Source organism: Allostreptomyces psammosilenae (genome assembly GCF_013407765.1).
GTDB classification, from domain to species: domain Bacteria; phylum Actinomycetota; class Actinomycetes; order Streptomycetales; family Streptomycetaceae; genus Allostreptomyces; species Allostreptomyces psammosilenae.
In genome coordinates this window covers 696711-711641 of record NZ_JACBZD010000001.1, presented here as the reverse complement: position 1 = coordinate 711641, position 14931 = coordinate 696711, and the positions used below count along the sequence as shown (strand labels likewise).

The 14931-nt window shown below is 76.6% G+C and carries 13 protein-coding genes; 5 read left to right on the top strand and 8 right to left on the bottom strand.

Annotated features, from left to right (window positions below; all coding sequences use genetic code 11):
• Window positions 1–6: 6 nt before the first annotated feature.
• Window positions 7–762, top strand: a complete 756-nt coding sequence (locus FHU37_RS02760) for a ZIP family metal transporter (protein ID WP_179812625.1) — start codon at window positions 7–9, stop codon at window positions 760–762.
• Here the strand turns inward: FHU37_RS02760 and FHU37_RS02755 are convergent.
• Window positions 743–2071, bottom strand: coding sequence for an amidohydrolase (locus FHU37_RS02755; RefSeq protein WP_179812624.1), 1329 nt, complete (start codon window positions 2069–2071; stop codon window positions 743–745). The two genes, FHU37_RS02760 and FHU37_RS02755, sit on opposite strands and share 20 nt — an antisense overlap.
• Before the next feature lie 197 nt (window positions 2072–2268).
• On the opposite strand from FHU37_RS02755, the gene FHU37_RS02750 reads away from it, so the two are divergent.
• Window positions 2269–2985 (top strand): phosphodiesterase, encoded by a 717-nt coding sequence (locus FHU37_RS02750; protein WP_179812623.1) that lies wholly within the window; start codon window positions 2269–2271, stop codon window positions 2983–2985.
• Between the two features lie 43 nt (window positions 2986–3028).
• Here the strand turns inward: FHU37_RS02750 and FHU37_RS02745 are convergent, their stop codons facing one another.
• From FHU37_RS02745 to FHU37_RS02720, 6 genes are all read right to left on the bottom strand, one after another.
• Window positions 3029–3274 (bottom strand): glutaredoxin domain-containing protein, encoded by a 246-nt coding sequence (locus FHU37_RS02745; protein WP_179815977.1) that lies wholly within the window; start codon window positions 3272–3274, stop codon window positions 3029–3031.
• Between the two features lie 129 nt (window positions 3275–3403).
• Window positions 3404–4459 (bottom strand): DUF3533 domain-containing protein, encoded by a 1056-nt coding sequence (locus FHU37_RS02740; protein ID WP_179812622.1) that lies wholly within the window; start codon window positions 4457–4459, stop codon window positions 3404–3406.
• A 43-nt stretch (window positions 4460–4502) separates the two neighbouring features.
• On the bottom strand, window positions 4503–5591 hold the full coding sequence (locus FHU37_RS02735) for a DUF5914 domain-containing protein (protein ID WP_179812621.1): 1089 nt from the start codon (window positions 5589–5591) through the stop codon (window positions 4503–4505).
• A 126-nt stretch (window positions 5592–5717) separates the two neighbouring features.
• On the bottom strand, window positions 5718–6908 hold the full coding sequence (locus FHU37_RS02730; protein ID WP_179812620.1) for a phytoene/squalene synthase family protein: 1191 nt from the start codon (window positions 6906–6908) through the stop codon (window positions 5718–5720).
• Window positions 6908–8635, bottom strand: a complete 1728-nt coding sequence (gene crtI / locus FHU37_RS02725; protein WP_179815976.1) for a phytoene desaturase family protein — start codon at window positions 8633–8635, stop codon at window positions 6908–6910. Before crtI ends, FHU37_RS02730 begins: the two co-directional genes overlap by 1 nt.
• Window positions 8636–8966: 331 nt before the next feature.
• Window positions 8967–10478, bottom strand: coding sequence for a polyprenyl synthetase family protein (locus tag FHU37_RS02720; protein ID WP_179812619.1), 1512 nt, complete (start codon window positions 10476–10478; stop codon window positions 8967–8969).
• Between the two features lie 303 nt (window positions 10479–10781).
• Between FHU37_RS02720 and FHU37_RS02715 the strand changes: the two genes are divergently transcribed.
• The 3 genes from FHU37_RS02715 (at window position 10782) to FHU37_RS02705 (ending at window position 14101) form a co-directional block, all read left to right on the top strand.
• Complete coding sequence (locus FHU37_RS02715; RefSeq protein ID WP_179812618.1) at window positions 10782–12005, top strand: lycopene cyclase family protein; 1224 nt, start codon at window positions 10782–10784, stop codon at window positions 12003–12005.
• A gap of 920 nt (window positions 12006–12925) precedes the next feature.
• A complete protein-coding gene (locus FHU37_RS02710) occupies window positions 12926–13276 on the top strand; it encodes a hypothetical protein (protein WP_179812173.1) in 351 nt (116 codons plus the stop codon).
• Window positions 13277–13570: 294 nt separating this feature from the next.
• Complete coding sequence (locus tag FHU37_RS02705; protein WP_312892393.1) at window positions 13571–14101, top strand: ATP-binding protein; 531 nt, start codon at window positions 13571–13573, stop codon at window positions 14099–14101.
• Window positions 14102–14184: 83 nt separating this feature from the next.
• On the opposite strand, the gene FHU37_RS02700 is transcribed toward FHU37_RS02705, so the two are convergent.
• Window positions 14185–14766, bottom strand: a complete 582-nt coding sequence (locus FHU37_RS02700; RefSeq protein WP_179812616.1) for a pyridoxamine 5'-phosphate oxidase family protein — start codon at window positions 14764–14766, stop codon at window positions 14185–14187.
• Window positions 14767–14931 lie beyond the last annotated feature (165 nt).

Sequence of the window (14931 nt, the reverse complement as noted above, 5' to 3'; positions counted from 1 at the left end):
GCCGCCATGGCGCAATGGGTTGAGGCGGGCGGTTGGGGTCTGCTGGCGGGGTCCGCCCTGCTGCTGGGAGCGGTGCTCGGCTACACGGTCCGGGTTCCGCAGTGGGTCGTCGCCTCGGTGATGGCCTTCGGCGCCGGGGTGCTGATGTCCGCGGTCTCCTTCGAACTCCTCGGCGAGGCGTACGACCAGGCCGGCCTCGCCCCCGCCGCGGCCGGCACCATCGGCGGCGCCCTGGCGTATACCGCGGGCAACGTGTGGCTCGCCCGGCGTGGGGCCCGGCACCGCAAGCGCTCCGGCCACCGGCGACGGCAGCCGTCCGAGAGCCAGCAGGCCGGCTCGGGCCTGGCGCTGGCGCTCGGGGCGCTGCTGGACGGCGTCCCGGAGTCCACGGTGATCGGGGTGAGCCTGCTGGAGGGCGGGGCGGTCAGCACGGTGACCGTGGCCGCGGTCTTCATCAGCAACGTCCCCGAGGGCCTGTCCAGCTCCGCCGGCATGCGGCGGGCCGGGCGCGGCCCCGGCTACGTGTTCGGCGTCTGGGGCGCGATCGCGGCGGCCGGCACCGTCGCCGCCGTCCTCGGCAACACCGTGGTCGGCCAGCTCCCCACCGCCGTGGTCGCCGCCGTCACCGCCGTGGCCGCCGGCGCCATCCTCGCGATGATCGCCGACACCATGATCCCCGAGGCCTTCGAGGACACCCACCTGGCCATCGGCCTGATCACCGTCTCCGGCTTCCTCCTCTCCTTCACCCTCTCCCACACCTGACACCGGACGGCCCGGCCCCCTTGGGGTGGAGCCAGGCGTGGGATGCGAGGAGCAGGGTGGTGACGCCGGTTGCGAGGGTGGGGTGGAGGACCGGGGCGAAGCGCGGGGAGTGGTTGGAGGGGATCTCGCGGGCCACGGCGCCGCGGGCCTGGGCCGCCGCGTACTGGTCCGGGTCCCAGCCGCCGAGGAACCAGTAGCACAGGGGGGCTCCCGCGGCGGTGGCCAGCACGCCGCAGTCCTCGCTGCCGGTGACGGGGCCGGAGTCGCGCACCGCGTCGGGGCCGAAGTGGTCCCGGAAGGCGCGCACCACGCGCTCCGTGGCGGCGGCGTCGTTGACCAGTGCCGGGAAGGCGCTCACGTGGGTGATCTCGGGTTCGCGGGGTGCGCCCGCGGCGGCGGCCTCGCCCCTGACGATCCGTTCCACGGCGGCCAGGACCGTCGCGCGGACCTCCTCGGTGTAGGTGCGCACGGTGAGCCGCAGTTCGGCCTCGTCCGGGATGACGTTGTCCTTGTCGCCGGCGCGCAGCGCCCCGACGGTGACCACGGCCGTCTCGGTGCCGGCGATCTCGCGGGAGACGACGGTCTGCAGGCGCATCACGGTGGCGGCGGCCATCACGACCGGGTCGACGGAGGCCTCGGGGCGGGAGCCGTGCGCGCCCCTGCCGAACAGCCGCACCCGCAGCGAGTCGGAGGCGGCGAGGGTCGGGCCGGTGTGGTGGGCGACCGTGCCGGCGGGGAACGGCGCGACGTGCTGGCCGAGGACGACGTCCGGCCGTCCGACGGTGTCGAACAGGCCGTCGTCGACCATGGCGCGCGCTCCGCCGCCGACCTCCTCGCCCGGCTGGAAGACGGCGGTGACCGTCCCGGACCAGTGCCCGCCTGCCTCGGCCAGCAGTTCCATGGCGCCGACCAGGCAGGTGACGTGCATGTCGTGGCCACAGGCGTGCATGACGGGGGTCTCCTCGCCGTCGGGCGCCACTCCGTCGGCCGTGCTGGCGTAGGGCAGTCCGGTGGCCTCGCGGACCGGGAGGGCGTCGATGTCGGCGCGGAGCAGCACGTGGGGGCCGGCGCCGTCGCCGAGGACGGCGGCCACGCCGGTTCCGCCGATGCCCGTGGTGACCCGGGCGCCGGTGCGGCGCAGGCGCTCGGCGACGACCGCGGCCGTCCGGGTCTCGGCGAAGGAGAGCTCGGGGTGGGCGTGCAGGTCCCGGTAGAGGTCCGCGAGTCGCGGGAGCAGTCGGGGCAGCCCGGCCAGCGCGGCCGGGCCGGCGGCGGCCTCCGCGGCCGCTCGGGCTCGGGCGTGGGTCATGGGTTCATGGTCGGCGCCGGGGGCGGCGCGCGCCCGCGGGTGCGGGCCGTCGGGGTGGCGCGGCGGGGGGCGGGCGTGCTCCGGGCGGGCGCGGGTACCCGCCGGCGTGCCGTCAGTGCCGCGGCGTGCCGGGAGTGGCGCAAGCGGTGGAAACGGCGCAAGCGGCGGGAGTACCGCGAGTGGTGGGAGGAGCCTTGGTGGACGGTGTGCGTGATTCCCTGGTGGACCGTGCGGTGGGCCGGGTCTTCCGGGCGGCGGCCCGCTGCCGCGGTGCGCGGGCGCTGCATCCGCGCGGGGTCGTGCTGGGCGGTCGGGTGCGCCTGACCGGGACGGTGGGCCGCCGGTGGGGTGTCGCGCTGCTGGACGAGCCGGCGCGGCACGCGGTGCTGGCCCGCCTGTCGTCGGCCGTGGGCACGCCGGAGGGGGTGCCGGACGCCCTGGGGCTCGCGGTGCGGATCGTGGACGGTGCCGGACCGGGGCGGGCGGTGGACCTGCTGTTCACCACGGCGGGGGACGGCCCGGTCGGCCGGCGCCTGCCGCTGCCCTGCGGTGACGTGCTGGGGCGGACCTACTCGGGGTTGCTGCCGTACCGGGCCGGTGACCGCCGCTGCCTGCTGGCCGCGGTGCCGTTCCGCCGGCGGCTGCGGGTGCGCCCGGAGGAGGAGGCGGTGCGGCGCGCCGTGGCCGAGGGGCCGCTCCGTTTCGACCTGGTGGTGGCCGGGCCGTGGGAGGGCTGGCGTCCGTTCGGCCGGTTGTCCCTGGAGGGCCCGGTCGGGGCCGGGGCCGCCCCGGAGCCGTCCTTCGACGTGCACGCGCACGCGGCGGACCGGCTGGCCCCGGCCGGTCCGGTGCAGGCGCTGCGGCCGGCGGCCTACGCGGGCTCGCGGGCCGGCCGGGGCGCCGAGCTCCGGTGAGGGCCGGCGGGCTGCCGTTACCGGCCGAGCAGGTGCTCTCCCGCTACCGGCCGAGCAGGTGGGGTGCGTGCGCCCGCACCGCTTCCAGCAGCTGGCGCTTCGACGGGTTGACCATCGCCCGGCCGGCGACGGTGACGGTGGGCACGGTCTCGTTGCCGTCCGCCACCGAGCGCACGAACGCCGCGGCGTCGGGGTCGCGCCAGATGTTCACCCTGGTGTAGCGCAGCCGGGTGAAGAGCAGGCGCAGGCGCAGCGCCATGCAGTACGTGCATCCGGGGCGCCAGTACATCACCACGCCCTCGGGATCGGTGCCGCCCACCCGTCCCCCTTCCCGTGTCGGTCGCCCCACCGTAACGGGGGCGCGCCGGCGGCACCCTGCCGGGGCCCACGGCCGCCCGGGGTTGCGCGGACGCGGCGGCTAGGTGGCCACCCGCCAGGACCGGCCGCGCAGCAGCGCGGAGGCCAGCAGGGCGACGACGGTGCCGACGGCGGCGTAGCCGGCGAGGATCCACCAGGCGCCGGCGGTGGCGTGGCCGGAGAAGTACACGGTGTTGCGGACCACGGTGGTGCCGGCGCCGGGCGGCAGCCAGCCGCCGATGGCCCGCCAGAACGGCGGGAGCAGCGGGGTGGGGTAGGCGCCGCCGGCACTGGGGTTGCCGAGGACGACGAAGAGCAGGATGGCGACCCCGACCCCGATGATGCCGAGGAGGGTCTGGAGGGCGACGGTGGTGGCCGCGACGGCGTAGACGAGCAGCGCGCCGACGATCCAGAGCGGGACGAAGTGCCCGGTGAGCGCGCCGAGCACGGGGTCCACGAGGATGGCGCCGCCGAGGCCGGAGACGACGGCGTACACGGCGAGGGCGGCCAGCCGGACGAGGGTGCGGGGCGGGTTGGCCGGGCGGGCGCCGCCCGCGATGCCGAGGATGGCCGCGGCGAGGTACCCGCCGATCATCCAGCCCAGCACGAGGTAGAACGACGACAGGCCGCGGCCGTCGCTGGGGTCGGGCGGGCGGATGTCGGTGACGGTGACCTGCCGTTGCCGGGTGGACTCGACCCGCTCGGCGATCTGGGCGACGGTGCTGGAGACGGCCGGTCCGCCGGCCGAGGCGACCAGCAGGGTGTCGGTGCTGCCCCGCGGGTCGACGACCACGGCGGCGTCCACGGTGCGGTCCAGGATGAGGGTGCGGGCCTCGTGTTCGTCGGAGGCCGCACGGGCCCGCACCGGTTCCCCGTCCAGTGCGTTGAGCTGGTCGATGATCTGGTGGGCGGCCGGTTCGGGGGCGACCACCGCGACGGGGACCCGGTGCGGGGTCGGTGAGTGGAAGGCGCCGACGTAGGACAGCACGAAGCCCAGTTGCAGCGCCAGCACTCCGACGACCAGCGCCACGCCGCGCACGCTGAGCGCGTCGCGCAGCTCGGCCAGGAAGCCCCGGCGGGGGACGGGCGAGGCCGTGCCGAGTGCGGGTGTGCTCATGGGGTCTCCCTGACGGGCGAGGCGAGGGCTGGCGGCTCGTCGGCTACCCGCCGGCCTTGGTGCGCAGCTCCCAGCGCCGTTCGGCGTAGGCGAGGTCGTCCCGCCACAGCCGTCGGGCGGCGGCGCGCATCAGCGGGCGCAGCAGTGGGGCGGCGCCGCGGGCGGCGGCGAATCCCGGGCGGTCGGAGCGGGCGATCACCGCCTCGATCACGGCGGTGCGCGGCGTGCCGTCCCGGGCCGGGCCGAGCGGGGTGGCGTGGGTCTCCACCATCGAGCCGGTGCCCTCGCCCTCCACCACGCGCATGACCACGGTGCGCGGGTCGGGGCAGGTGAACTCGGCCCGCACCGGCACGCCGACCCGGCGGGAGAGGGTGAAGGTGACCTCCACCAGGAAGCGGTCCGGGCCCAGCGGGTCGGGTCCGCTCAGCCGCCCGGCCGCGTCGCCCTCCCAGTGGTCCGCCGAGTGGGCGTCCGGGCCGGCGAGGACCCGCAGGTCGGCGAAGGAGTAGGGGTGGAACCAGGCGCCGTGCCAGGGGTCCAGCCGGTTGGCGAGGACGTCGTCCGGTTCGCAGCGGCCGACCATGGTGGCGACGGCCGTGACGGCGTCGGCGGGTTCCGGGCGGCCCGGCGGCAGCACCGGCCGGTCCAGCGGCGCCTCGCCGCCGGCCTCGTCCAGCCGGACCCAGGTGAGCACGCCGTCCTCGTGCACCGGGAACGGGACCCAGCCGGGCGCGCCGTCCGGGCCCAGCGCCATCCCGTGCCAGTGGCAGACCAGCCGGCCGCCGCGGATCGGCGCCCGGCACAGCGGCGCGCCCAGGTGGGGGCAGGCGCCGGGCGCGGCGTGCGCGCGTCCGTCCGCGCCGCGCCAGGCGACGACCTCGACGCCGGCCACCGTGCGGCCGAACGGCCGGTCGGCGCGGATCTCCCGGCTGGCGGCGAGCACGAACCAGTTCCCGGAGGGGCGGCGGCGGGCGCGGTCCAGGGCGGCCTCGATCACCCGGGGGCGGGCCTGCCGCCAGGTGGGCGGCTGCTCGTCCCAGGGCACCGGCCGTCGCCGGACGAAGGGCGGCGAGCCCGACGGCGACGGCGCGGCCAACGAGGCCAACGAGGTCAGCGCGCCCAGCAGGGCCATGGCCGGTGACGGCACCCCCCGCGGCCGTGGCGGGGAGGCGGCGTCCGGGGCTCCTGGGGCTGCTGGGGCTGCCGGGGAGGGCGGGGACGGCGGACGGGGGCGGCGCGGCACGGGGAACCCTCTCGGTCAGCGGACGGCGGGCGGGGGTGCGGACGACCTCCGGCGCGGCCGGGCCGTGGCCACGGCTGCCGCGCCGCCGGCGGCCCGGCCGGCCACCGGTCCGGCGCGCCATCGGCCCACCGGGCCGGCGGCCGTGAGCGGGCCGGGCCCGGGAGGTGCCACCGGGCCGGGCGCCGGCCCGGGCGCCGACCCGAGCGCCGGGCCGGCCAGGGGCCCGCCCACCGCCCCGGTCGGCAGCGGTGCGCGCAGGAGGCCGCCGGTGCCGAGCCGGTGCCGGGCACGGGCCGCGGCGACCCGGCCCAGCGTGCCGAGCGCCACCGCCAGCCGGCGCCGCTCTGGCACCACGGCGCGCCGGCTGATCACGTCGTATCCGGCGGCCTCGATGCGGTCCAGGATGCCCTGGTAGAGGGTGAAGGCGGTGGCCACGCAGGGGCGGGAGACCGGCGCCAGCATCTCGATGCCGGGTTCCGCGATGCGGTAGATCTCCCGGTTGCGCCGCACCAGGTCGGCGATCGCCCGGCGCAGCGCCGGCTCGCACACGCCGGTGCCGACGCACCGCTTGAGCACGTCGCGGTCGACCCCGTGCGCGGCGAGCCGGTCGGCGGGCAGGTAGACGCGGTCGAGGAAGAGGTCCTCGGCGAGGTCGCGGATGAAGTTGGTGAGCTGGAAGGCGACACCGAGCGCGGCGGCGCGGGGTTCGGCCCTGCGGCGGTCGGTCACCGTGCCGAGGACGGGCAGGAGTTGCAGGCCGATGACGGCGGCGGAGCCGTGCATGTAGCGGTCCAGGTCCTCGAAGGTGGCGTAGTCGGTGACCTCCAGGTCCATCTCCATCGAGCGGGTGAAGTCGGTGAAGTGGGCCGGATCGATGGCGTAGCGGCGGGCGGTGTCGACCAGGGCGGCCAGGACGGGGTGCCGGGAGCTGCCCTCGTCGAGCGCCCGGCGCAGGTCGGTGGTGAAGGCGTCGAGTTGCGCGCGCCGGACCTCCGTCGGGCCGCCGTCCAGGGCGTCCACGATGTCGTCGGCCCAGCGGGCGAAGCCGTACAGGGCGTGGACGGCGGGCCGCTGCTGCGGCAGCAGCAGGCGGGTGGCCAGGAAGTAGGTGCGGCCGTGCCGGGCGTTGAGGGCGCGGCAGTGGGCGTAGGCGGCGCGCAGCGCCGGGTCGGTGATCCCGGCGGCGTCGAGTTCGATGGCGGTCATCAGCCGGCCACCCCCGTGCCGACCGAGGGGGCTCTTCCCCCGGCCGGCGCCCCCAGCACGGCCGCCCCGGGCCGCGCCCCCTCCCGGGTACCGGCCTGGGCACCGTCCCGGGCGCCGTCCTGGGGAGCGGCCGCGGCACCGGCCGTGTCGCTGTCGCCCCCGGCCGCGGCGGTGTCGGCGCACGCGCCCGCGCCGGCACCGGCGGTCGCCGGGCGGCGTGTCGTCCGCCCGGCCGGGACGGGCCGCGGGGCGCCGGTGATCCGGGCCGCCGCGAGCTTGCCGGAGATCAGCACGGTGGGCAGGCCCACCCCGGGCGTGGTGCCGCATCCGGCGAGGACGGCGTTCTCCACGCCCCGCACCAGGTTGCGCGGGCGGAAGGGACCGGTCTGGGCGAGGGTGTGCGCGGTGGCGAACGGCGTGCCGGCGGCGAGTCCCTCGGCGGCCCAGTCGGCCGGCGTGACCAGGTGTTCGACGCGCACCGCGTCGCCCAGCCCGGTCAGTCCCCGGCGTTCCAGGACGGCGAGCAGTTGTTCGCGGTAGCGGGGGCCCTCGCGCAGCCAGTCGACGGATCCGACGGCCAGGTTGGGGCAGGGGGCGAGCACGTGGTGCAGGTGGTGGCCGTCCGGGGCGAGCGTCGGATCGGTGGCGGTGGGCCGGGTGACCAGCAGTGAGGGGTCGCTCATCGGCACGCCGAGCCGGACGATCTCGTCGAAGGTGCGCTCCCAGGCGGCGCCGAAGAACAGGGTGTGGTGGGCGAGGTGGTCCGGCCAGGTGCGGTCGCAGCCGGCGTGCAGCAGGACGCAGGAGGGCGAGTAGCGCAGCGGAACGGCGCGGCGCGGGGTGTGGCCGAGCAGCCGGTAGCTGATCGGCAGGTCGGGGGTGAGGACCACGGCGTCGCAGCGCAGCCGCTCGCCGTCGGCGGTGCGCACGGCGGTGATCCGGCCGCCCGCCGAGCGTTCCAGCCGGACGACCGGGGCGTGGTAGCGCAGTTCGGCGCCGGCGGCGACGGCGGCGTCGGCCAGTGCCCGTGGCAGGGCGTGCATGCCGCCCCTGGGGAAGTGCACGCCGGCGACGGTGTCCATGTAGGTGATGACGGCGTAGGCGGCCAGGGCGCGCTGCGGTGGCACCCCGGCGTACAGCGACTGGAAGGAGAAGACCCGGCGCAGCCGCTCGTCGGTGAAGTGGCGGGCGACGGCGGGTCCGAGCCGGCCGAAGCCGCCGAGGGCGGTGAGCCGGGCGAGGTCCGGGCCGAGCAGGTGGAGCGGGGAGTCGATGTTGGCGTCGATGAAGCGGCCCATCATGGTGCGGTACAGCTCGGTGACCCAGGCGCGCATCCGGCGGTAGCCGGCGGCCTCGCGGGCTCCGGCGAACCGGCCGATCTCGTCCTCCATGGCCGCCGCGTCGGTGTGGACGTCGATGGCGGTCCCGTCGGCGAAGCGGGCGCGGTAGGCGGGGTCGAGGCGGACCAGTTCCAGCCGGGCGGCCAGCGAGTCCCCGACGGCGGCGAGCGCCTCGTCGACCAGGTGCGGCATGGTGAGCACGGTCGGCCCGGTGTCGATCCGGAAGCCGCCGGTGGTCAGCACGCCGGCTCGACCGCCGGGGCCGGGGCCGGCCTCCAGGACGGTGACGCGGCGTCCGGCGCCGAGCAGGTGGAGGGTGGAGGAGAGGCCGGCGAGCCCGGCGCCGACGACGATGACGTGGTCGGTGGGGCCGGGCACGGTGCGCATGGGACTCCGCACGGTCGTGGACTCCTGCAGGGGCGGGGTGGGTTGGTGGGTGTGGTGGGGCGGGTGTGAGCGGGGCGCTCGTGGGTGCGGGTGGGGTTGTCAGGGCGGGTGGGGTTGTCGGGGCGGGTGGGGGTCGAGGGCCGGTTGAGGGCGGGAAGGATGAGGGCAGTGGGGTTGGTGGGACAACGTGCGGATGCGGTGGTGACGGGATGACGGACGGGGTGGCCGCGTGGTCTCCCGGTGGTGGGCCGCGCCGACGGTGGGGCGCGGGATGCGTGGGGGGCGCGGGACGCCCGGGGTGTGGTGGCGGCTTCCGGGGCCGCGGGCGGCCCTAGTGGTCGCGGCGGGTGGCCCGGGCGGCCAGTTCGGCGAGGTGGGTGGCGCCGGCCGGGTCGAGGGGGACGGTGGCGAGCCGGGCGAGGGCCGATCGGGTCAGGCCGGCGATGCGCTCCTCCACCTCGTCGACGGCACCGAGTTCCCGCAGCACGCGGCGCACGGCGTCCGGGTCGACGCCCGCGGCGCTCGCCACGCCGTACGTCCCCTCGCCGAGCGCGGCGCGCAGCAGTCGTTCGGCGTCGGTCCGCCCGCTCTCGGTGGCGCGCCGCAGCGCGACGGCCATCAGCAGGGTGCGTTTGCCGTCGCGCAGGTCGTCGCCGCGCGGTTTGCCGGTGATGTCCGGGTCGCCGAAGACGCCGAGCAGGTCGTCGCGGAGCTGGAAGGCGGTGCCCAGGTCGGCGCCGAAGCCGCGCAGTGCGGCGACGGTGTCCCGGTCGGCGCCGGCGAGCAGGGCGCCGATCTGGAGCGGGCGCTCCACGGTGTAGGCGGCGGACTTGAGCCGGTTGACGCGCAGGGCGGCGCGTTCGCCACCGTCCCGGCGGGCGTGCGTGAGCAGGTCGAGGTACTGGCCGGTCAGCGCCTCGGTGCGCATGGCCTGCCAGGGCTCGCGGACCCGTGACCAGGTGTCGGCGGGGATGCCGGCGGCGGCCAGCATGTCGTCGGCCCAGGCGAGGGCGAGGTCGCCGACGAGCAGGGCGACGGAGCGGCCGTGGCGTGCCGGGTCGCCGGCCCAGCCGGCGCGTCGGTGGCGTTCGGCGTGCCGGATGTGCACGGCGGCGGCGCCGCGGCGTACCCGCGAGTCGTCCATCAGGTCGTCGTGGACGAGCGCGCAGGCCTGGACGAGTTCGAGCGCCGCGACGGCGCGGATGGCGACGTCGGCCAGCGGCCCGCGGGTCGGGCCGCCGGCGGCGCGCCAGGCCCACCAGCCGAACAGCGGGCGCAGCCGCTTGCCGCCGCTGAGGACGAACCGGGTGAGGGTGCGGGCGACGTCGACCTCGCCGGGGTCGACGGCCCGTTCGGCCAGTTCGGCGCAGCGGCGGTCCAGGTAGACGCAGAGGGCGGCCTCGATGCGGGTGGCGGGGCTGAAGGTGCGGGCGATGTCACCGCCGGTGGGGTCCTCGGGCGTGGCGGAGCCGGGTGCCGTCCGGCAGCCCGGCGGTGCCGGGGACGCGCCGGGCGCCTTCGGGGAGCCCGGGGCGGTGGAGCCGGAGGCCGTCGAGCCGGGGGCGCTGGAGCCGAAGGCCGTCGAGCCCGGGGCGGTGGGGCCGAAGGCCGTCGAGCCGGGCGCGGGGTGGCCGCTCGGCGCCGTCGGCGCGTCCGGCACCGCGCTCTGCTCGCTCGACGGCGCCGGTGGCGGCGTCCCGGCCGGGCCGACCTGGGCGGGCGGGGCGCCACGGCCGTCGGGCTGCACCGTCGCGGTACGCCCGCCCGTCCCGGTGTCGTCCCCGAGAGTCCCGTCCGCCTGGTGCCGGGTGGGGAGGGAAGGACGTACCGGAGTGACCGTCATCGGTGATCAGCACCCTCTCGCGTTCCGGACCGCCCACTCGTCGAGCGTCTCGCCGCCTGTGTGTATACGCTCAGATACCCTGTGCGATGAGAGCTCTGCTGCCCGGAATCTTCCCCCACAAACGGGATATTCCCGACACTCCCTCCGTTCGGCGGACGATCACCCTCCCTTCGGAGTGGACGTCACCCCTCCCCCGCGTCAGCGAGGAGCCACCGAACGCGTCGCTGACGTCCCGTCCGGGACGCGTGGGTTCCCATGGGACGCGGAATGCGGAGGCGAGGACCGGCTCGGAGGTGACCGGCCATGGGGCGGCCGATCGACGGTGACACCCACGTCGCGGTGGTCGGCGCCGGCGCGGCCGGTCTCAGCCTGGCCGCGGGCCTGGCGGGGTTGCCCGAGGGGCGGCGTCCCCGGCTGACGGTGCTGGAGGCGCCCGCGGGCCGGGCCGGGGCGTCGCCGGAGCGCACCTGGTGCTTCTGGGAGCGCGCCGAGGGCGAACTGGACGCCCTGCTGGCGGCCCGCTGGGACGCGGTGGAGGTGGTGGACGCCTCCGGTCGGGCGCACGGCGGGCCGGTGGCGCCGTTGGCCTACAAGATGCTGCGGTCCCGCGACCACCGCCGGGCGCTGGACGCGCGCCTGGAGGCGGCCGGGGCCCGCTGCCTGCAGGCGTGGGTGCGGGAGGTGGCCGACGCCCCCGACGGCCGCTCGGCGGTGGTGCGCGGCCGGGACGCGGCCGGGCGCGCCGTGCGGGTGGTGGCCGACTGGGTGTTCGACTCCCGGCCGCCGGCGGCGCCCGGGGCGCCGCCGGCCGGCCGCGCCGCGTTGGTCCAGCACTTCACCGGGTGGTTCGTGCGTACCGGACGGAACGCCTTCGTTCCCTCCTCGGCCCGGCTGATGGACCTTCGGGTGCCGCAGCCGGCGCGCGGCGTGGCGTTCGTGTACGTGCTGCCGCTGTCGCCCCGCGCGGCGCTGGTGGAGTACACCGAGTTCACGCCGTCCCCGCTGCCGCCCGGCGACCACCGCGCGGCGCTCCGGCGGTACGCCCGGGAGGTGCTGCGCCTGCCGCCGTTCGAGGTGACCGGCGCGGAGCGGGGCGCCATCCCGATGACCGACCTGCCGTTCCCCCGCCGGGCGGGCCGACGGGTCTTCCGGATCGGGACCGCCGGGGGCGCCACCAGGCCGTCCACCGGCTACACCTTCTCCGGCGCGCGCCGCCAGGCCGCCGAGGTGGTGGCCGCGCTGGTCGCGGGGCGGGAGCCGCTGCCGCCCGTGCCGTACCCGCGGCGCCACCTGTGGATGGACGCCGCGCTGCTGCACGGCCTGGCGGCCGGGCGGCTGGACGGCGCCGACTTCTTCGCGGGCCTGTTCCGCCGCAACCCGCCGGAGCGGCTGCTGCGCTTCCTCGACGGCGGAACGAGCCCGGCCGAGGAACTGGCGGTGGGGCTGACCGTGCCGACCGTGCCGATGCTCTCCACCCTGGGCCACCTGCTGGCCGCCCGGATGTCCGGGAGGATCCGGCGCCGATGACGGCGGGGGGCGGGGTGGGGCGGGGTGGGGCGGGGCGGGGATGAGGCGGGGGCCTGGGGCCGAGGGCGGCGGGGGCCTGGGCCCCGAGGGCGGCGCCAGCCGGGTGGGCATCATCGCGAGGGCCTGGCGGGGATGACAGCGCGAGCCAGGCGGGCATCATCGCGAGGGCCTGGCGCCCACTACCTCAGCGCGGCGTGGCGCGCAAGGGGCACCTCTCCGCCCTGTGGACAGCCGAGCACCCCCCTGGTCAACAGGGGTAACCCACCACACGCGCACTCCGCAAGAGGGAACCTCCACCCTGTGGACAACTCAGCACCCCCCTTGTCACCAGGGCTAGCCCGCCACGCGCGCGCTCCGCAAGAGGGAACTTTCACCCTGTGGACAACTCAGCACCCCCCTTGTCACCAGGGGTAACCCGCCGCGGGTGAAATGCGCAAGAGGGGTCCTCCAGCTGTGGACAAGCTCCCCCGGATACGACCTGGCCTTCCGGGCGGGGACGAGAGACGCGGCGAGGGGACGGGAGACGCGGCAAGGGGAGAGGAGCAGAAGGGGAGATAGGGGCGAGGACACACAGGGGGCAGGGGGCGAGGACACAGGGGGCAAGGGCAGAGGGTCAGGAATGCGGGGGCAAGGAGCCAGGAATGCGGGGGCGAGGAGGTGCTGCCCCGCGCCCGCGCCCACACCGTTCGGGTCTTGGGTGATGGCCCCAGGTGATGGCCCCCAGGTGATGGCCCCGCACGCTTGCCCCGCACGCTTGCCCCGGGCGATGGCCCCGGGCACTCATCCAAGGCATTCCCCCGGTGGCTGCCCGGGTACTCGCCCGGGATGTCCCGGGGGTTTCGCCCGGACATCCGCCCAAGGCTCCCCCGACCTCCCCCGCCCCCGGGTGTCCGCCCGGCGAAGCCGGGTACGGGCCCGTTATGAGTGACGACGAGGACATCCGCGACCAGCACACCGGCGAGCACGTGCCCGAGGAGCAGGCGTACGACCTCGGCGGCACGGATCTGGTCGCGGGAGACGACAGCGGCGCCGCGGAGCGGCGCATCCGCGCGGAGCACCACCTCGACCCGCCGGAGGAGTTCGACCAGGAACAGGGCGTGCCCGAGCGCGCGCGGACCCGCGCGGCCGGTCTGCTGCCGGAGGAACGGCTCGCCCCCGGCGACGACCCCCTCGCCCTGGCGGCGGAGGTGCTGCACGAGTCGGACGTCCGCACCGAGGTGCCGGGCGCCGCACCGGACACCGTGATCGAGCGGCGCGGCTCGGCGGAGTGAGCCGTGGCGCCACTCGGGCCGGCGCCGGCGCGCGCCGTGTCAGCACGGTCGAACGAGCCGTGGCGCCCCCCGCGCGCCGTTCGCGACCCCCATGGAGCTCGGCTTGTCAAGTTCGGTCGGCGGACGGCGACTTTGTGTTGCGGGCGGTCGCCCCTCGCGCCATCCTAGGTGAGCCAAGGTCACTGAGCGTGCCTATTTGGTGACCCATCGACGCGTCACACCCAGGTTCGCCCACGACCCCACCGGAGGCCCGCGATGCGACCCCGCGCCCACGTCCGCGTCCCCTGCAAGTGTGTGCGCCGCTGGCCCCCGCTGCCCGCGAGCGTGGGCGCGGCCCGCTGGCTGGTCCGCGACCGGCTGACGGTCTGGTGCGTCCCGGCCGACTCCATCGACACCGCCGAACTGCTTACCTCCGAGCTGCTCACCAACGCGGTGGTGCACGCCGCCGTTCCGGAGCAGCTGCTGGAGCTGACCGTGCTGCTCCACGACGACCACCTGCGCATCGCGGTCTCGGACGCCTGTCCGACCGTCCCGGAGCCCCGTGCCGCCGACTCCTTCTCGGAGAGTCCGCGCGGGCTCACGATCGTCCAGGCGCTCGCCCACGACTGGGGCACCGACGCCCGCGCCCCCCGGGGCAAGACGGTCTGGTGCCTGCTGAAGCTGCCGCTGTCGGCCTCGCGCCCCACCCCGCCCTGGGCGCCCCCCGCGATCCCCGCCCCGGCAACCGCACCGACTCCGCTGCCACCCCCGGTGGCGCGCCGGTTCCCCGCCGTCCCACGGGCTCGGGCGGGCGAGTCCGTCGGACGGCGCGACCGGCGGCCCTGATCCGCACGCGGCGCCCCGCGTCCGCGTCATCTCGTCACCGCGCGGGGCGACCGCCCGTCACCACGCGCGGGGCGGATCGCCGGTCAGCTGGTGCGCGCGGGCAGGGGCAGCGGGAGGGCCGGGAGGCCGTCGATGCTCGTGGCGACGTGCTCCTTGCCCTCGCAGTAGGCGCTGAACTCCTCGTCGGTCTTGCGGCCGAAGAAATCGGAGTGCAGCGTGCGATCCTCCTGATATTCCATCAAAGGCACGGCGAATCCGCAGCTGTCGCTGATCCGCTCGGCGGTCACCACGATGACGGCCCGCAGGCCCGGCAGATGCGCGTTGGGGAAGTGCGGGATCAGTCCGTCCCAGCGCGGGTCGTCCCGGAAGACGGGTTCGCCCGTGCCGTGCACCCGGACGATCTTCGGCGGGCCGGAGAAGGCACACCACATCAGCGTGATCCGACCGTTCTCCCGCAGGTGGGCGATGGTCTCCGCGGTGCTGCCGCCGAAGTCCAGGAAGGCCACGGTGTGTTCGTCGAGCACGGCGAGCGAGCCCGTCATGCCCTTCGGGGAGAGGTTGACGTGCCCCTGCTCGGAAAGTGGCGCGGTGGCCGTGAAGAAGACGTGCTGTTGCTCGATGAAGGAGCGCAGCCGCCCGTCGATGCGTTCATAGACTTTTCCCATGGGTCGATTATGCGACCACGCGCCTCTTCCGCACCGGGCGTATTGAATGGTGGTCTCCCGAGCCCAGCGCCCCGCCCAAGTCCCAGGCGTGCCCCCGCGCCACTCGTTCGGGCGGTTCTTCGCGGCGGACTTGACCTCAAGCGCGGTTGAGGTACCAGGCTGGTT

Excerpts from the sequence above, each read along its gene's own strand:
- FHU37_RS02720 (WP_179812619.1), bottom strand. The coding sequence starts at position 10,478 with ATGACGGTCACTCCGGTACGTCCTTCCCTCCCCACCCGGCACCAGGCG.
- crtI (WP_179815976.1), bottom strand. The coding sequence starts at position 8,635 with ATGCGCACCGTGCCCGGCCCCACCGACCACGTCATCGTCGTCGGCGCC.
- FHU37_RS02740 (WP_179812622.1), bottom strand. The coding sequence starts at position 4,459 with ATGAGCACACCCGCACTCGGCACGGCCTCGCCCGTCCCCCGCCGGGGC.
- FHU37_RS02755 (WP_179812624.1), bottom strand. The coding sequence starts at position 2,071 with ATGACCCACGCCCGAGCCCGAGCGGCCGCGGAGGCCGCCGCCGGCCCG.
- FHU37_RS02715 (WP_179812618.1), top strand. The coding sequence starts at position 10,782 with ATGGGGCGGCCGATCGACGGTGACACCCACGTCGCGGTGGTCGGCGCC.
- FHU37_RS02730 (WP_179812620.1), bottom strand. The coding sequence starts at position 6,908 with ATGACCGCCATCGAACTCGACGCCGCCGGGATCACCGACCCGGCGCTG.
- FHU37_RS02710 (WP_179812173.1), top strand. The coding sequence starts at position 12,926 with ATGAGTGACGACGAGGACATCCGCGACCAGCACACCGGCGAGCACGTG.
- FHU37_RS02735 (WP_179812621.1), bottom strand. The coding sequence starts at position 5,591 with ATGGCCCTGCTGGGCGCGCTGACCTCGTTGGCCTCGTTGGCCGCGCCG.
- FHU37_RS02745 (WP_179815977.1), bottom strand. The coding sequence starts at position 3,274 with ATGTACTGGCGCCCCGGATGCACGTACTGCATGGCGCTGCGCCTGCGC.
- FHU37_RS02700 (WP_179812616.1), bottom strand. The coding sequence starts at position 14,766 with ATGGGAAAAGTCTATGAACGCATCGACGGGCGGCTGCGCTCCTTCATC.
- FHU37_RS02760 (WP_179812625.1), top strand. The coding sequence starts at position 7 with ATGGCGCAATGGGTTGAGGCGGGCGGTTGGGGTCTGCTGGCGGGGTCC.